The sequence below is a fragment of the Streptomyces sp. NPDC045899 genome (assembly GCF_056431485.1).
Window position 1 is genome coordinate 300,950 of the sequence record NZ_JBWKKP010000004.1, and the last position, 16,763, is coordinate 317,712.

General features: G+C 73.7%; 11 protein-coding genes. 5 read left to right on the forward strand and 6 right to left on the reverse strand.

From position 1 onward, the window contains the following. Positions 1 to 36: 36 nt before the first annotated feature. Positions 37 to 798 carry a 3-oxoacyl-ACP reductase FabG gene (gene fabG, locus AC07FT_RS08180; RefSeq protein ID WP_471198794.1) on the reverse strand — a complete coding sequence of 254 codons (762 nt, stop codon included), beginning with the start codon at positions 796 to 798 and terminating at the stop codon, positions 37 to 39. A 498-nt stretch (positions 799 to 1,296) separates the two neighbouring features. Between fabG and AC07FT_RS08185 the strand changes: the two genes are divergently transcribed. From AC07FT_RS08185 to AC07FT_RS08200, 4 genes are all read left to right on the forward strand, one after another. Further along, positions 1,297 to 2,445, forward strand: coding sequence for a CaiB/BaiF CoA transferase family protein (locus AC07FT_RS08185; protein WP_479174961.1), 1,149 nt, complete (start codon positions 1,297 to 1,299; stop codon positions 2,443 to 2,445). A 61-nt stretch (positions 2,446 to 2,506) separates the two neighbouring features. Beyond that, positions 2,507 to 3,712, forward strand: a complete 1,206-nt coding sequence (locus AC07FT_RS08190; protein WP_431771289.1) for an acetyl-CoA C-acetyltransferase — start codon at positions 2,507 to 2,509, stop codon at positions 3,710 to 3,712. An 88-nt stretch (positions 3,713 to 3,800) separates the two neighbouring features. Then, on the forward strand, positions 3,801 to 5,984 hold the full coding sequence (locus tag AC07FT_RS08195) for a 3-hydroxyacyl-CoA dehydrogenase NAD-binding domain-containing protein (protein ID WP_479174963.1): 2,184 nt from the start codon (positions 3,801 to 3,803) through the stop codon (positions 5,982 to 5,984). 119 nt (positions 5,985 to 6,103) lie between these two features. Beyond that, the gene (locus AC07FT_RS08200; RefSeq protein WP_479174964.1) at positions 6,104 to 8,902 is read left to right on the forward strand and encodes an AAA family ATPase; all 2,799 of its coding nucleotides are present in this window, start codon (positions 6,104 to 6,106) and stop codon (positions 8,900 to 8,902) included. Positions 8,903 to 9,010: 108 nt separating this feature from the next. Here the strand turns inward: AC07FT_RS08200 and AC07FT_RS08205 are convergent, their stop codons facing one another. The 5 genes from AC07FT_RS08205 to AC07FT_RS08225 form a co-directional block, all read right to left on the reverse strand. Further along, positions 9,011 to 10,138, reverse strand: a complete 1,128-nt coding sequence (locus AC07FT_RS08205; protein WP_479174965.1) for an acyl-CoA dehydrogenase family protein — start codon at positions 10,136 to 10,138, stop codon at positions 9,011 to 9,013. Continuing rightward, a complete protein-coding gene (locus AC07FT_RS08210) occupies positions 10,135 to 11,367 on the reverse strand; it encodes an acyl-CoA dehydrogenase family protein (protein ID WP_471198780.1) in 1,233 nt (410 codons plus the stop codon). The genes AC07FT_RS08205 and AC07FT_RS08210 overlap by 4 nt, the downstream gene beginning before the upstream one ends. A gap of 269 nt (positions 11,368 to 11,636) precedes the next feature. Continuing rightward, entirely contained in the window at positions 11,637 to 12,071 is a 435-nt protein-coding gene (locus tag AC07FT_RS08215; protein ID WP_479174967.1) for an acyl-CoA thioesterase, read from the reverse strand. Between the two features lie 160 nt (positions 12,072 to 12,231). Continuing rightward, entirely contained in the window at positions 12,232 to 14,790 is a 2,559-nt protein-coding gene (locus AC07FT_RS08220; RefSeq protein WP_479174969.1) for a LuxR C-terminal-related transcriptional regulator, read from the reverse strand. 92 nt (positions 14,791 to 14,882) lie between these two features. After that, on the reverse strand, positions 14,883 to 15,437 hold the full coding sequence (locus tag AC07FT_RS08225) for a CGNR zinc finger domain-containing protein (protein WP_479174970.1): 555 nt from the start codon (positions 15,435 to 15,437) through the stop codon (positions 14,883 to 14,885). A gap of 57 nt (positions 15,438 to 15,494) precedes the next feature. On the opposite strand from AC07FT_RS08225, the gene AC07FT_RS08230 reads away from it, so the two are divergent. Then, positions 15,495 to 16,760: an MFS transporter gene (locus tag AC07FT_RS08230; RefSeq protein WP_479174972.1), complete on the forward strand. Its 1,266-nt coding sequence runs from the start codon at positions 15,495 to 15,497 to the stop codon at positions 16,758 to 16,760. The last annotated feature ends 3 nt before the right edge of the window (positions 16,761 to 16,763 follow it).

A 16,763-nucleotide genomic window follows, 5' to 3' on the forward strand; every position in this document is an offset into this window, starting at 1 on the left:
GGCGCGGCGCGCCGGTGGTACGCGTACCCGGTCCGCTCATCCCTGGGGGCCGCCCGAGACGTAGAGGACCTGTCCGGACACATACCCGGCGTCCTCGCCCACCAGGAACGACACGGCGTGTGCGATGTCCTCCGGCCGTCCGATCCTGGCCACCGGGATCTGCTCGCACATCTGCCGCCGCGCCTCCTCGAAGTCCATGCCCACCCGGGCCGCGGTCGCCCGGGTCATCTCGGTGTCCACGAACCCCGGGGCCACCGCGTTGGCCGTGATCCCGAACTTGCCCAGCTCGATGGCGAGCGTCTTGGTGAAGCCCTGGAGGCCCGCCTTGGCGGCCGAGTAGTTCGCCTGGCCGCGGTTGCCCAGTGCGGAGGTCGAGGACAGATTGACCACCCGGCCCCAGCGCTGCTCGGTCATGTACCGCTGGACCGCGCGGGTCACCAGGAAGGCGCCGCGCAGATGGACGCCCATCACCGTCTCCCAGTCCGGCTCGGACATCTTGAACAGCAAGTTGTCGCGCAGTACCCCGGCGTTGTTGACCGCGACCACCGGCGGGCCCAGCTCGGCCGCCACCCGGGTGACGGCCGCCTCCACCTGGGCGCTGTCGGTGACGTCCGCGCTCACCGCCAGGGCCGTGCCCCCGGCCTCGGTGATCTCGTCCGCCACGGCCGCGCACGCGGTCCCGTCCAGGTCCCAGACCGCGACCGCCATACCGTCGGCGGCCAGTCGTCTGGCGGTGGCGGCGCCGATGCCACGGGCGGCACCGGTGATGACGGCGACGCGGCGGGGGGAGTCCGGCATGGTGTTCCTCCTGCGAAGCGATGGGTCGCTGCGGAGCGACGTTTCGGTTGCGTTCGGCCCGGTGCGGCGGGGCTGTTCAGCCCGGTCTGCCGTGGCCCTTCACCTCGACGGTGGCGCCGTCACCCTGGGCGGCACCGTTGACGCTTCCGTCATCCAACGTCCGCCGCCGGGGACCCGAATCCGTAGGACCACTGGTCCGGGCACGGGGTGCCACGGACGGCTGGACAACGTGGCCGGCGGCTCGTAACACTGAGCCCAGCGGCGCCCGCCGAGCGGGCGGTCACCCACCGCGGGATCACTCCGGCCAACACGCCCCACACCTCCGGTACGCCTCCGTGCGCACCGGCCGGGCGGGCCCTCCCGGACCCGCGGTCGCTTCCCACCCGTGTCCCCGCGATACCGGTCGGCACGGAATGTCACTGTCTTCCGCACCCCGCGGCCCCCACCGTCCGACCTTCGGTGGGGCGTGCCCCGGCGGTGCGGCGCAAGGAGGCGAACATGGGGCCGTTGACCGGCCTGAAGGTAGTCGAGATCGGTGCTCAGGGGCCCGGACCGTTCGGTGCGACGGTGCTGGCCGACCTCGGAGCCGAGGTCACCCGGATCGACCGCCCGGCCCTGGTGGGCAAGGACTTCAACGATATGATCCTGGGCCGCAGCCGCCGCTCGGTGGCCATCGACCTCAAGGACCCGCGGGGCGCCGCGGTGGCGATGCGGCTGATCGGCTATGCCGATGTGCTCATCGAGGGCTTCCGCCCCGGTGTCATGGAGCGCCTGGGCCTGGGCCCCGAAGCCTGTCTGGAGCACAACCCACGGCTGGTCTACGGCCGGATGACCGGCTGGGGCCAGGACGGACCGCTCGCCCGGACCGCCGGTCATGACATCAACTACACCGCGCTGTCGGGTGCGTTGGCGGCCATCGGACGGCCCGACAGCGGTCCGGTGATCCCGCTGAACCTGCTCGCCGACTTCGGCGGCGGCGGCATGCTGCTGGCCGTCGGGGTCCTCGCCGCCCTCCAGTCCCGCACCATCACCGGCCGCGGCCAGGTGGTGGACGTGGCGATGACCGACGGCGTGGCGCAGCTGATGGGCATCTTCTACGCGCTGGCCCAGCAGGGCAGCTGGTCGCCCACGCCGGGTACCAACTGGCTCGACGGCGGTGCCCACTTCTACGACACCTACGAGACCTCCGACGGCCGCCATGTGTCCTTCGGCGCCGTGGAACCGCAGTTCCAGCAGGCGATGCTGCACACCCTCGGCTTCGACCCGGCCGACTTCCCCCAGCCGTACGACCCCACCCGGTGGCCGGAGTACAAGAAGCGGGTCGCCGAGGTGATCCGGGGGCGCACCCGCGACGAGTGGTGCCAGGTCTTCGAGGGCGTGGAGGCGTGCTTCGCCCCCGTGCTGACCCTGGACGAAGTCCCGAACCACCCGCACCACATCGCGCGCGGGAGTTTCGTGTCCCACGAGGGGCTGCTCCAGCACGCGCCCGCGCCCCGGTTCGACGGCACGCCCTGCGGGCCGCCGACCCGCGCCGCCCGGCCCGGTGAGGCCACCGCGGCGGTGCTCACCGAATACGGCTACGCCCCCGAGGAGATCGCGGACTTCCTGGCCACCGGAGCGGTCGCCGCCCCGGACGAGGCCGGCTGACCGCCGTAGCCCACCGCAGACCACCCACGAGTACATCCGGATCCCAGGCAAAGGACTCGCTGTGACCACCGAAGCATTCATCTACGAGGCGATCCGCACCCCGCGCGGGCGCGGCAAGAAGACCGGCGCGCTGCACGGCACCAAGCCGATCACCCTGCTCACCGGGCTCATCGACGAACTGCTCAGCCGCCACTCCGGTCTCGACCCGGCCGCGATCGACGACATCATCCTGGGCTCCGTCATGCCCGTCGGCGACCAGGGCGGCAACATCGCCAAGACCGCGGCGCTGGCCGCCGGGCTGCCGGACACCGTCTGCGGTGTGCAGCTCAACCGCTACTGCTCCTCCGGGCTCGAGGCGGTCAACACCGCCGCCGCGCGCGTCCGTTCGGGCTGGGACAGCCTGATCGTGGCCGGCGGCGTGGAGTCGATGTCCCGGGTGCCGATGGGCGCCGACGGCGGTGCCTGGGCGTTCGACCCGGAGACCAGCCGCAAGGGCGCGTTCATCCCCCAGGGCGTCAGCGCCGACCTCATCGCCACCCTGGAGGGCTTCAGCCGCGAGGACGTGGACGCCTACGCGCTGGAGTCCCAGCGGCGGGCCGCGGCCGCCTGGGCCGGTGGCTACTTCGCCAAGTCGGTCGTCCCGGTGGTGGACCACGGCATCCCGATGCTGGACCACGACGAGCTGGTCCGTCCGGATGCCACCCTGGAGAGCCTCGGCAAGCTGCGGGCCTCGTTCACCGAGCCCGGCACCCTCTACGACCCGATCGCCCTCCAGCGGTACCACTGGGTGGAGCGGATCGACCACGTGCACACCGCCGGGAACTCCTCCGGCATCGTCGACGGCGCCTCCCTGGTCCTGGTCGGCAGCGAACGGGCGGGCGCCGAGCTCGGCCTGACCCCGCGGGCCCGGATCGTGGCGGCCGCCCTCACCGGCACCGACCCGCTCATCATGCTCACCGGCCCGGCCCCCGCCACCCGCAAGGTGCTGGACCTGGCCGGACTCACCGTGGACGACATCGACCTCTTCGAGCTCAACGAGGCGTTCGCCTCGGTGGTGCTGAAGTTCGTCAAGGAGCTCGACCTGCCGATGGAGAAGGTCAACGTCAACGGTGGCGCCATCGCCATGGGCCACCCCATGGGCGCGACCGGCGCCATGCTCGTCGGCACCGTCGTGGACGAGCTGGAGCGCCGCGACGCCCGCCGCGCCCTGGTGACGCTGTGCATCGGCGGCGGCATGGGCATCGCCACCGTCATCGAGCGGCTGTGACCCCCGCCCGCTCCCCGCTTCACCCCTCCGCTCCCTCCGCCCGCGCGACCGCGAACCGCGCGCCCCGCGAACGAACAGGACTCCTCGTATGACCGACAGGGCCGAAACGACCGACACCATGATCCGCTGGGACCGGGACGAGGACGGCATCGTCGTCCTCACCATGGATGACCCGGCGCAATCGGTGAACCTGATGAACGACTCCTTCTCCGCGTCGCTGAAGAGCACCGTGGAGCGGCTGGAGGCCGAGCGCGAGTCGCTGGCGGGCGTGATCCTCACCTCCGCCAAGCGCAGCTTCTTCGCCGGTGCCGACCTGACCGTGCTGCGGCGCACCGCTCCCGAGCGCGCCCCCGAACTCGCCCGGGTCTCCGATGACCTCAAGGGGCTGCTGCGGCGTCTGGAGACCCTCGGCAAGCCGGTGGTGGCCGCCGTCAACGGCACGGCCGTCGGCGGTGGCCTGGAGGTCGCCCTGGCCTGCCACCACCGGATCGCCCTGGACACCGAGGGCAGTGTGATCGGTCTGCCCGAGGTGACCCTCGGACTGCTGCCCGGCGCGGGCGGACTGACCCGTACGGTGCGCATGCTGGGCCTGCACAAGGCGCTGGCGGACATCGTGCTGACCGGCCGGCTGTTCCCGCCGCGCGACGCCCAGCGGCACGGTCTGGTCGACGTGGTCGCCGCCTCGCCCGAGGACATGCTCGGCCAGGCGCGGCGCTGGGTGCTGGACCATCCGGAGTCCGCGCAGCCGTGGGACGTCAAGGGCTACCGCATCCCCGGCGGCGGTGCCACCTCGCACACGTTCCTCTCCCAGGTCGTGGTGCCGTTCTCGGCCACCGTCCGCAACCGCGGCCGCGGCACCCCGATGGACACCCCGCACCACATCCTGGCCGCGGCGGTCGAGGGCACGCAGGTGGACGTGGACACCGCGCTCGCCATCGAGACCCGCTACCTCGCCGAACTGGCCTGCGGCCAGATCTCGTCGAACATGATCAAGGCGTTCCACTTCGACTCCGAGCACATCGCCAAGGGCGGCGGCCGCCCCGACGGACACCCCCGTCACCAGGCCCGCAAGGCGGTCGTGCTCGGCGCCGGGATGATGGGTGCGGGCATCGCCTACTCCTGTGCCAAGGCCGGGATGGAGGTCGTCCTCAAGGACGTGGACCTCAAGGCGGCCGAGCGCGGCAAGGCGTACTCGCAGAAGATCCTGGACAAGGCCGTGGAGCGGGGCCGGATCGGTGAGACCGAGCGCACCGCCGTGCTGGACCGGATCACCCCCAGCACCCGGGCCGAGGACGCCGCCGGGGCCGATCTGGTGATCGAGGCGGTCTTCGAGAACGCCGAGCTGAAGAAGAAGGTCTTCGCCGAGATCGAACCGCATCTGGCGCCCGGCGCCGTGCTCGGCTCGAACACCTCCACCCTGCCCATCACCGGTCTCGCGCAGGGGGTGAGCCGCCCGGAGGACTTCATCGGGCTGCACTTCTTCTCCCCGGTGGACAAGATGGCGCTGCTGGAGATCATCGTCGGTGAGAAGACCACCGACGCCACCCTGGCCAAGGCGTACGACATCGCCCGCCAGCTCGGCAAGACCCCGATCGTGGCAGGTGACAGCCGTGGCTTCTTCACCAGCCGGGTCATCGGCACCTTCCTCAACGAGGCCCTCAACCTGATCGCCGAGGGTGCCGCCCCGGCCTCGGTGGAGCAGGCCGGACTCCAGGCCGGATACCCCACCGCGCCGCTCGCCCTGTGCGACGAGCTCAACATGAAGCTGTCGCAGAAGGTGCGCAAGGAGGCCATCGAGGCGTACGCGGCCGAGGGACGCACCCTGCCCCACCAGGCCGCCTATGACGTCATCGACCGCATGGTGGACGAGTTCGGACGGCCCGGCCGCCTCGACGGAGCCGGTTTCCACGAGTACGCCGACGGCAAGCGGGTGCGGCTGTGGCCGGGCCTGGCCGACGCCTTCGGGGCCGGTACCGCCCGTATCCCGCTGGTCGACATGGTGGAGCGGATGCTCTTCGTCGAGGCGCTGGAATCGGTGAAGTGCCTGGACGAGGGGGTGCTGCGCTCGGTGCCCGACGCCAACATCGGCTCGATCCTCGGTATCGGCTTCCCCGCCTGGACCGGCGGTGTGCTCCAGTACGTCAACCAGTACGAGGGCGGTCCGGCCGGATTCGTCGCCCGCGCCCGCGAACTCGCGGAGCGCTACGGCGACCGGTTCGAGCCGCCGGTCTCCCTGGTGGAGCGCGCGGAGCGCGGGGAGCTCTACGAGTGACCGCCTAATCGCGCGGAGGCGTGACACGACCGGGAGCGGTCTTGACAAGGACCGCTCCCGGTCTTCTGCGCGCTCCGCTGACCAGCACGTTCTACGATGAGAACAGCGCGGACCGGAGGATGAGGATCAACCACACGTATCACGGGCTGTACGGCCGGGACACCGAGCTGGCCGTGATCGACCGTGTTCTCGACGGTGTCACGGCGGGCCGCGGCGGCCTGCTCCTGCTGCGCGGCGAGCCGGGCAGCGGCAAGAGCGCCCTGCTCGAGCACGCCCGGGCGCGCGCGACCGCGCTCGGCCAGGCCGTCCTCGAGGTGTGCGGCGCCGCGGGGGAGTCCGGCTGCGCCTACGCGGGCCTGCACCAGCTGCTGCGGCCCCTGCTCACACGGCTGCCCCGGCTCCCGCCGGAGCAGGCCGAGGCGCTGTCGTCCGCGCTCCGGCTGACCGGCCCCCCGCCCGCCGACCCCGCACCGGTGTCGATGGCCGCCCTGACTCTGCTCACCTCGGCCGCGGCCGAGGGCGGCGCGGTGGGGCCGCGCGGTCTGGTGTGCCTGCTGGACGATGTGCAGTGGGTGGACCGGCCCACACTGGAGACGCTGCTGTTCGCCGCCCGCCGGCTGCGCTCGGACGGTGTGGCGCTGCTCCTGGCCCAGCGGGACCCCGGACCGGAGGTGCTCGAGGACCCCGCACTGCCCCGGCTGGCCCTGCCCGGCCTCGATGAACACGCCGCCACCGCCCTGCTGGCCGCCGCCGGGACGCGTCCCGCGGCCGCCGTGGCCCGCGAACTGACCGCCCGCACCGGCGGGAACGCCCTGTCCCTGGCCGAACTCGGCACCCTCCTGACCACACCGCAGATCCAGGGGGAGGAAACCCTGCCCGTCCCGCTGCCGCTCGGTCCGCGGACCCGCCGGGCGTTCCTCGGCCCCGAGCGCTCCCTGCCCGAACCGGTCCGGCTGGCGCTCCTGATGGCCGCCGCCGAGGAGACCGGTGACCTGACCACGGTGGCCGCGGCCCTGGACCGGCTCGGGCTGGACCCGTCCTGTCTGGAGGAGGCCGAGGAGACCGGCCTGATCACCGTCATCGGGCGGAAGATCGCCTTCCCGAGCGCCGCGCTGCGCACCGCCGTGCACAGCGGAGCCGGCCTCGCCCGCCGCCGCCGCTGCCACCTCGCCCTCGCCGAGGTGGTGCGCCCCCACGAGCGGGACGGCCGCTGGGCCGAGCACCGCGCGGCGGCCGCGCTCGGTCCGGACGAGGAGGTGGCCGGGGAGCTGCGCCGCGCCGCGAAGTACGCGCGTTCCCGGGCCCAGTACGCCGCCGCGGCGGACCTGCTGGACCGTGCCGCCCGGCTGACGCCCGACCCCGTCCGCCGGTCCGAACGGCTGCTGGAGGCCGCGCGCGCCGCCTGGCAGGCCGGACAGGCGGCGCGTACCGAACACCTGGTGTGCGACGGCCTGGCCATCGCCGACCAGCCGGTGGTCATCGGGCGGCTGCTCCAGCTGCGCGGCGCGGTCAGGGCGCGCGGCGGTGTGCTCACCGACGCCTTCCGGGCGCTGCGCGCGGCGGCGGAGGCGCTCGCCGCCGAGTTCCCCGACGAGGCCGCCCACTGTCTGATCCAGGCGGCGGAGAGCGCGTCCCACGCCGGTGACCCGGCCCGCTTCCGGGAACTGTCCGTGGCGGCCGGGCAGCTGGCCGGGGGGACGCCGGTGACCGACGGCACCCGGCTGCTGCTGACCGGTATCGACCAGGTGATGGAGCATGACCTCGAACGCGGCACCGAGCTCATCACCGCGGGGGTCGATGCCGCCCAGCGGTCCGGCGATCCGCTGCTCGTGGCCTGGGCCGGGGTCGGCTCGCTCTACCTCGGTGAAGCCGCCACCGGATTCGCCCTGTTCGAGCAGGTGGCCGAACGGGCGCGGGCCACCGGCCACGTGGGCGTGCTGCCGAGCAACCTGGAGTTCACCGCCCAGCTGGAGATGTTCAGCGGGCGGATGGCCAACGCGGAGGCCCTCACCGACGAAGGGCTGCGGCTGGCCCGCGAATCCGGCCAGGAGAACCTGGCCGCCATCCACCTGGCCAGGCGCGCTTTCATGTGTGCCCTGCGCGGCGACGAGAAGCAGTGCCGGGAGGCCGCCGACGAGGCCCTGGGCACCGCTCTGCGCCGCCGGATCGGCCTCGCCGTGGCCACCGCCCGGCACGCCCTCGCCTCGCTGGCCCTGATGCGCGGCTCCTATCCCGAGGCGCTGCGGCTGCTGGAACAGGTCGCGGTGGCCGAACCGGGCGCCGGACACCCCATCGTGGCGTTCTTCTCCCTGCCGGACCGGATCGAGGCCGCCGTACGCTCCGGGGAGCGGCAGGCCGCCCAGGAGGCGCTGGACTCCCTGGAGCGCTGGCAGGCCCGTTCGGTGCGCAGCGAGGCCCGCGCGCTGCTGGCGCGCTCCCGGGCGCTGCTGGCCCCCGACGACGCCACCGCGATCAGCTGTTTCGAGGAGGCGCTGACGCTGCACAGCGGCAGGGTGCCGATCGAGAAGGCCCGTACCGAGCTGTACCTGGGCGAGACCCTGCGGCGGGCCCGTCGACGCCGGGACGCCCGTGCCCATCTGCGGTCCGCGGCGGCCACGTTCGACCGCATCGGCGCCGACCCGTGGGCCGAGCGCGCCCGTCAGGAGCTGCGGGCCACCGGGGAGTCGGCCCGCGCGGGCACCGCCGCCCGGGGCACCGGGGAACGGCTCACCCCGCAGGAGATCCGGATCGCCCGGCTGGCGGCCGAGGGAAGCACCAACAAGGAGATCGCCGCCCAGCTCTTCCTGAGCCCCCGGACCGTCGAGTACCACCTGTACAAGATCTTCCCCCGGCTGGGCATCACCTCGCGGACCGATCTGGCCCGGCTGTACTTCGAGGACCCCCTGCTCTTCGACTGACGGCCGGGACAGCGCGAGCCCGGGTGAACAGCACGGCGCGGGAGAACCGCGGAGACGACGACGGGCCGCCGCCCTTGAGGCGGCGGTCCGTCGTCGGCCGGTCAGGACTCAGACCGCGGGCGGCAGGTCCGCCAGCAGCGCCACCAGAGACCGGTGCCGGTCCGCCGTGCCCAGCGCCAGCGCGCTGCTCTTGGCCCGCTTCAGATACAGGTGCACCGGGTGCTCCCAGGTGAAGCCGATCCCGCCGTGCAGCTGCAGCGCGGCCTCGGCGGTCTCCACCACCGCCTCCGAGACGAACGCCTGCGCCAGTGACGCCTCCAGCGCGACCGTCGGCGAACCGGCGTCCAGCGCGGCGACGGCGTGACGGGCGACCGCGCGCGCCTGCGACACCAGGCCGTACAGATCGGCCAGCCGGTGCTTCACCGCCTGGAACGAACCGACCGGCCTGCCGAACTGATGACGCTCCTTCACATACGTCACCGTGGTCGTCAGACACCACTCGGCCACCCCGAGCTGTTCGGAGGCCAGCAGCGCCGCACCGGTGGTGAGCGCCACCTCCAGGACCCGTATCGCCTCGGTCCCCAGCGCCACCGGCACGGCGGGCGCCGAACGCAGCGTGATGTCCGCCAGCTGCCGGGTGAGGTCCAGGGAACGGCGCGGGGTGAGGACCACCGTGTCCTCCGCCGCGGTGAGGTCCACCAGATACAGGCCGGGGCCCGCCTCACCGGTGGCCGGAACCAGCAGCACCCGCGCGGGCAGCGCGTCGGCGACGCTGGTGACCGTACCGCTGAGGGTGGAGCCGCTGAGCCGCACCGTGTCGGGGAAGGGCCGGCCGGGGCCCGTGGAGAACGGCACGGCCAGCGCCGCGGGCCGCCGGCCCGCCGCCACCTCGGGCAGCACCCGGTTCTCGTCCGCGGCCATCAGGGCGGCCGTCACCAGCACACTGCTGCCCAGGTACGGCACCGGGGCCACCGCCCGGCCCAGCTCCTCCAGGACCACGGCGGTCTCCCGCCAGCCCGCGCCCGCGCCGCCCTGCTCCTCGGACACGCTCAGGCCCGTGATCCCCAGCTCGGCGCCGAGCGCGGCCCACAGCTTGGTGTCGTACGGCTCGTCGCTCTCGATCCGGGCGAGCAGCGCGCCGGTCGGGCAGCGGTCGGCCAGCAGGGCGCGCAGCGGAATCCGCAGCTCGTCCTCGACCTCGTTGTACAGCAGATCGGCTGCGGGTTCGGTGCTCACCTGGGGAGGTCCTTCCACGGGATGGTCTTGTCGGTCCGGGGCTCCGGCGGCAGCCCGAGCACCCGCTCGGCGATCACGTTGCGCAGGACCTCCGTGGTGCCGCCCTCGATCGAGTTGCCCTTCGTCCGGAGGTAGAAGAAGCCGTACGAACGGGTGGAGAAGTCGTCGTCGGGCTCCGGCCGCCGGAAGGTCCAGTCGTCGTAACCGAGCCCCTCCTCACCGAGGAAGTCCAGGGCCAGCCCGGACATCCGCTGGTTGAGACCGGCGAACGAGATCTTCGCGGCGGAGCCCTCCGGACCCGGATGTCCGGCCGCCAGCTGCTGGCGCAGTCGCTCAGCGGTCAGCCGCAGCGCCTCGGCGTCCACCCAGGCGCGCACCACCGAGGAGTGCAGCCCGGGGGTGCGCAGTTCGGGCCGCTCGCGCCAGAGCCGGGCCAGCCCGCCGGCCAGACCGCCCTCACGGGGCATGGCCCCGGCGCCGATGGCGACCCGCTCGTTCATCAGCGTGCCGGACGCCACCTTCCAGCCGTCGCCGACCGCGCCCACCCGGTGGGTGTCCGGGATCCGCACATCGGACAGGAACACCTCGTTGAACTCGGCCTCACCGGTGGCCTGGCGCAGCGGCCGCACCTCGACCCCGGGGGCCCGCATGTCGATCAGGAAGTAGCTCAGGCCCTGGTGCTTGGGCAGTTCGGGACCGGTCCGGGCGACCAGCAGTCCCCAGTGCGCCTCGTGTGCCACCGAGGTCCACACCTTCTGGCCGTTGACCACCCAGTCACCGGTGGCCTCGTCCAGCTCCGCGCGGGTGGCCAGCGCCGCGAGGTCCGAACCCGCGCCCGGCTCGCTGAAGAGCTGGCACCACACCTCCTCGCGGGTGAACAGCGGCCGCAGGAACCGCTTCTTCTGCGCCTCGTCACCGAAGGTGAGCAGCACCGGGGCGGCCATGCCCAGCCCGATGGTGTGCAGCCCCGGAGCGCGCGGCGGTGCCCCGGCGGCCGTGAGCTCGTCGTCCACCACGGACTGCAGGGCACGCGGCGCGCCCAGCCCGCCGTGTCCGGGCGGGAAGTGCACCCAGGCGAGCCCGGCGTCGAACAGCGCGCCCTGGAACTCCACCGGGTCGGTCGTGGCCGGGTCGTGGGCGGAGACGAAGTCCTGGACTGCCGACCTGAGCCGGTCCGCCGTCCACGCTCCGTCCGTCCGCGCGCCGCGCGCCGGTTGTGCTGATGCCATGCGGATTGCCTTTCGGAGGGCGGGCGCCGGGCTCGACGGCCCGGCGCGCTGATCCGGTGTGGAAGGACCCGCGTCCGCCCCCGGGGGCCGCCGCTTCGGCCCCGCTCGGGGGCGGAGCGGGATAGCCCCTGGCCGGCCTGACACCGCCGGGGCCTCGCGGCCTGGGTTCCGTCCCCACGGCCCGGCCGCCGTCTCCAGTGGACCACCGTCCTGCACCATGACGTGGAGTGATCGCTACTCCATCGTGGCTCTCCGCGGGGAGGCGTACGTCACGCCCAGGGATCCAGCTCCACGACCGCCTTCCGGGCCGCCTCCAGCAGGGGATCCGCCATCGGGACCGCCTTGCGCGCCACGGTGTCCATATGCACCCCCGTCAGCACGGTCACGGCACAGAGCTCACCGGTGACCGAGTGCTCCATCCGGTGGCAGAAGCGCACCACTTTGCTCTTCGCCTCCAGGAACGCGGAGCGGATCACCAGGGTGTCCCCGGCGCGCAACTCCCGCCGGTAGGAGATCCGCTGGTCCACCGCCGCGGTGCCACGGCCCTCGGACCGCAGATAGTCCGGGGTCAGCCCGATGGAGGCGAGCAGTTGCCAGGTGGCCTCGTCGAACTTGCCCACGTACCACATGACGTTCATATGTCCCATGTGGTCGCAGTGCCACGGGTACACCGTGCCCCGGTAGGTGACCGCCAACTCCGTCATCCGTGCCCGTCTCCCTGTTCCGCCGTGCTGATCAACTCACGTTAGGGGGTGCGCCGGACAGGGCGATGAGCAATGGCTACTCCATCGCGCCCCGCGCCGGGACGGCGGGGGCGACGGAGAGGACCGGGAGGGAACGGAAGAGGCCCGGGGCGCGGGGAGTTCAGGCGGGCAGCAGGGCGCTCAGCTCACGCCGGTCGCCGACCCCCAGCTTCTGGTACACGCGGTACAGCGTGTTGCCGACCGTACGCGGTGAGACCACCAGCCGGGCGGCGATCTCCTTGTCGGTGAGGCCACGCGCGGCAAGCGCCGCCACCGTGCGCTCCCGCGGCGACAGCGTCGGCCCCTCGCCCAGGAAGTACAGCGGGGGAGTGATCACCTCACCGCAGCCGCGCAGCAGCGTCCTGGCCTGCGTGGTGGCCGCGGTGGCCGCGCGGGCCCGGCCGGCCCGCCGCTGGAGCCGGGCCAGTTCGGCGTACCCCTCCGCCGCGTACAACTGTGCTCCGCACTCGGCCAGGGTCCGGCAGACCCGGCTCAGCATCCGCTCGTCCCCGGCGGACACCGCGCGGGCGTAGTGCAGCCGCGCGTGCAGATAGGGACCCTGCACCGGCAGGTCGTCACGGACGGCCGCATGCGGCTCCAGACCCAGCCGGGCGCCCTCGTGCAGCGCCATCACCGCGTCCCCGTACGCGGCTTCGGCCAGCGCGACCTCCACGGCGCCCTCGAGCAGCCGGGCGGCCGCCACCTGGTCACCGTCGCGGTGTGCCGTACGGGCCCGCGCCACTGCCAGCGCGGTGGCGTGCGGGCCCGGCTCCACGTCGCGCAGCGCGTCCTCGGCCGACGCGGTCCCGGCGCGGCCGGCCACGGCGGGCAGTCCGCCGCGCACCAGCGCGGCGCAGATGAGCGCCTGGTCCTGCCACGCCTGCCAGCCCACCTGGTAGGCCGGCGTGAAGCTGACGTAGGGCAGTGCCTCGTGCAGTCTGCCGCGCTCGTGCAGGGCCCAGCCCAGGGCCAGTCCGCGCTGGGCGTCGACCCGGACCCGGTGGCCCTCGGTCGCCTCCCGGTACGCCCTGGTGAGCAGCGACTCGGCCTCCTCCAGCCGTCCCGCGTACAGCAGCGCCAAGGAGTACATCTCGTCCATCCAGCCGCGGTCGCAGTGGTCGGCCGACCCGGTGCCGAACAGTTCGTGGTGGAGGTCGAGCGCGTCCAGCGGACGCCCCTGGCGGCACAGCGTGGCCATGGCCAGCAGCGTCGCCTCGGTGATGCGCGTGGGGGAGTGGCGGACCCGTGGCGGCACCTCGGTGGGGACAGTGCGGAACCGCCCTCGGAAGTACGCGGCCACGCCTCCGGTGGCCTCCCGCTTTTCCTCCGGCAGCCGGGCCGTCAGCAACTCGGCCTCACGGTAGCGGCCCTGGAGGATCAGCGCCCGGGCCACCAGCGGATCCAGCCGGGCCCGGATGTCCTTCCCCCCGGGCATGGCCTGCGCCTCGGCCGCCAGCCGCCGCAGCGCCTCGAACTCCGCCTCGGCCAGCAGGACCCGGCCGAGCAGCTCGGCCGCCTCCGGTGTGCGGTAGGTGTGCCACGCGGCCCGTGCCAGCCGGGCGGCGACGGGCAGTTCATAGGCGCGCAGGGCGTGCCGGGTGGCGTCCAGCAGCACCGGTTCGACCGGTACGCAGCCGGTGTCCAGCTGCCACCTCGCCACCGTCACCCACTCCGCGGGCCGCGCGTCACCGCGCGCCTGGAGCGCCGCGGCCCAGGTGTCCAGCCAGTGCCTGCTGCGCAGTGCCGCCGCCTCCTGCCGCAGCACATGGCCCAGATAGGGGTGGCGGACGGTCACCGTGGACACCGGTCGGACGGCCTCCGCACCACGGCCGCCCACCGCCCGGATCAGCCCCTGGTCCTCCAGGGCGAGCAGCGCCGGAACGCCGACCACGTCCTCCAGGACCTCCAGCCGCGCCGGCTCGGCCAGCGCGATCAGTTGCAGGGCGTCGCGTCGCACCTCGGAGAGGGCGTCGAGGTCCTGTGCCACCAGATCGCGCAGGGCGCCGGAGACCGGGACGGTGTCATCGGCCAGGTGCCAGTGGGCGCCCTGCCGAGACAGCAGCCCCTGACCGATGGCGGCCCGCAGCACCTCCCGCAGCAGCAGCGGGTTCCCGGCCGACATCGCCGCGAACCGGATGACGCTGGACCGGGTCAGCCGGTCGCCCGTCATCGTCCCGGCCAGCCGCCGGGCGCCCACCGCGTCCAGCGGCGCCAGCTCCAGCCGGCTCAGCCGCTGGTCCTTCCAGAGCGTGTGCAGCCGGGGGTCGACCCGTTCGGTGTCCCCGGTGACCAGGAGCTTGACCGTGGCCCGGGCAGCGAGCAGGAGCAGTGAGTCCACACCCTCGCGGGACAGCTGCGGGGCGTCGTCGACACACACCACACGCGGACCGCGCGGGGTCTGCCGGAGCAGTCGCGACACCTCCTCGGGCGTCTCGACGGGCGTGATCCACTCGACCCTGGCCACCATCGTGGTGATCTCCTGGGCGAGCCGGGTCTTCCCCACTCCGGGGCCGCCCGTGATCCAGACACCTCCGGAGCCGCCGTTCAATGCCCCGAGAGCCAGGGCGAGTTCACGCTCGCGTCCGGCCAGGGACGGACGGTCGGACACCACCGGGCCGAGTGGTCCCGGCGCGGAACCGGTGGGAATCGGGGACGCCGCCGCGCGCACGGCTGAAGTCATGCTGCCTCTTTCAGACATCGAGAGAGACATCAGCCTCGGTCACCACTGGGGGCACCGCATCCGTAGAACTACCGGTGACGATCTCCTGATCCTCAGGCCCGGGCGCGCCGGTGGGCCGCGACCCGCTCCCGGGTGGCGCACCGCCGGGAGCAGTAGCGGCGCTCGGGCCCACTGCCCAGGGTGAGGAAGACGTTCCCGCAGCTCGGCGAGGCGCACACACCGCCGGGCGGCCGCTGGCGGTCCCAGATCAGCACGGTCAGCGCCATACAGGACGAGGCGAGGAACCACTCGCCCCACGGGGCGTCGTCATCGCTGTCGAGATGGGGGTGCCACGGGGAGCTGCCGTCGTGCGAGCTGAGGCGGATCCGGCCGGTCCCCCTGCGCAGCAGCTCGTTGAGCACGGACGCGGCGCGGTCGGTGTCCTCGGCGGCGAACACCGCGCGCAGCCGCACGGCGGCGCCGCGCATCGCGGCGATGTCCTCGGCGGTCAGGTCGAGGGGGGCCGGTTCGCCATGGGCGAGCAGCACCTCGGCGACCGCTGCGGGCTCCGGCCGCTCCTCGGTGAGGGCGTTGATCAGGGCTGCGGTGCGGTGCGCGGTCGCCTGTACCGAATGCCGGGTGGACCAGTCGTCGTTCGCGGTCGCCATGGGCCCCAATGTAACGCATCTGGTGAAGTTCTGAGTTACCTGCGTAACGTGCTGAGCATGGAAAAGCGTTACGCGCTCAGGAGGTATCTGTTCGGCGCGGCCGTCGCCCGCACCGGGGACGAGACGGCGGGCACCGCGCTGCTGCTGGCCGGGCTCGCGCTCACCGGCTCGGCGGCCTCGGCGTCGTCCCTGCTGGCGGCCTGTACGGTCGCGGCGGCGGTGGGCGGCCCCCTGGTCGGGGCGCTGCTCGACCGGTCCGCCCGGCCGGGCCGGGTGCTGGCCGGCGCCCTCGCCCTGCACGCCCTCGCGCTGGCCGCGATCCTGCTGAGCCTGGGCCGGGCGCCGTTCGCGGTCACCCTCGCCGTCGCGGTGGTCGCGGGGGTGCCGGGGCCGGTGCTGTCGGGTGGCTGGACCTCCCAACTGTCCCGGCTGATGGCGCCGGAGGCGGTGCCGAGGGCCGGTGCGCTGGACGCCATGACCTTCAGCCTGGGAGCGCTGATGGGCCCCGCCCTCGCCGGGGTGGTCGCGGTCCTGGCCGGTGCCCCGGCCGCGGTGGCGACGGCCGTCGCCCTGCTCTGCCTGGCGCTGCCGACGGCCTGGACGCTGCCCCCGGCCGGACGGACGCCGCCGGGGCGCCCGGTCGCGCCCGGGGACGGCCGCTCGGTCCCGTCGGCCGTTCCGGCCGAACTCACCGCCGGAGTACGGGCCATCCTCCGCAACCGGCCGCTCGCCCGCGCCACCGCGACCTCCGTGGTCACCTGTGCGGGCGAGGGCGCGTTCATCGCCTGCTGTCCGCCGCTCGGTGCCGAAGCCCTGGGCGGGGCGGACCGCGGCGCACTGCTGCTGTCCGCCTCCGCCGCCGCGTCGCTCCTCGCGAACGCGCTGCTCGCCCGCCGACCGCGACTGCCGCGCCCGGACGCCGTCATCGGGGGCAGCGCCGTCGTCCTCGCCGTGGCCGCGCTGCTGGCGGCCACGGGAGCCCCCGCCATGGTGATCGCCGCCGCGCTGCTCGCCGGTGCCGCCGAAGGGCCCGGTCTCACCGCCTTGTTCGCGGTGCGCCACCGGGAGGCACCGGAGCGGCTGCGCGGCCGGATCGTCACCACGGGGGCCAGTCTGAAGATCACCGGCTTCGCCCTCGGCGCTGGCCTCGCCGGGACGATCGCCGTTCACACCCTGCCGGGTGCGCTGATCACCGCTGCCGGATGCGGGGTGCTCGCGGCGCTCGTCAACGTGCTGATGTCCCGTCGGTCACCGCAGCCCCCTGTCTCCGGGCGGAATCCCGCGGGCCTTTGGGACACCGTTCCGCCCGCAAGCGCGCCGTAGGCC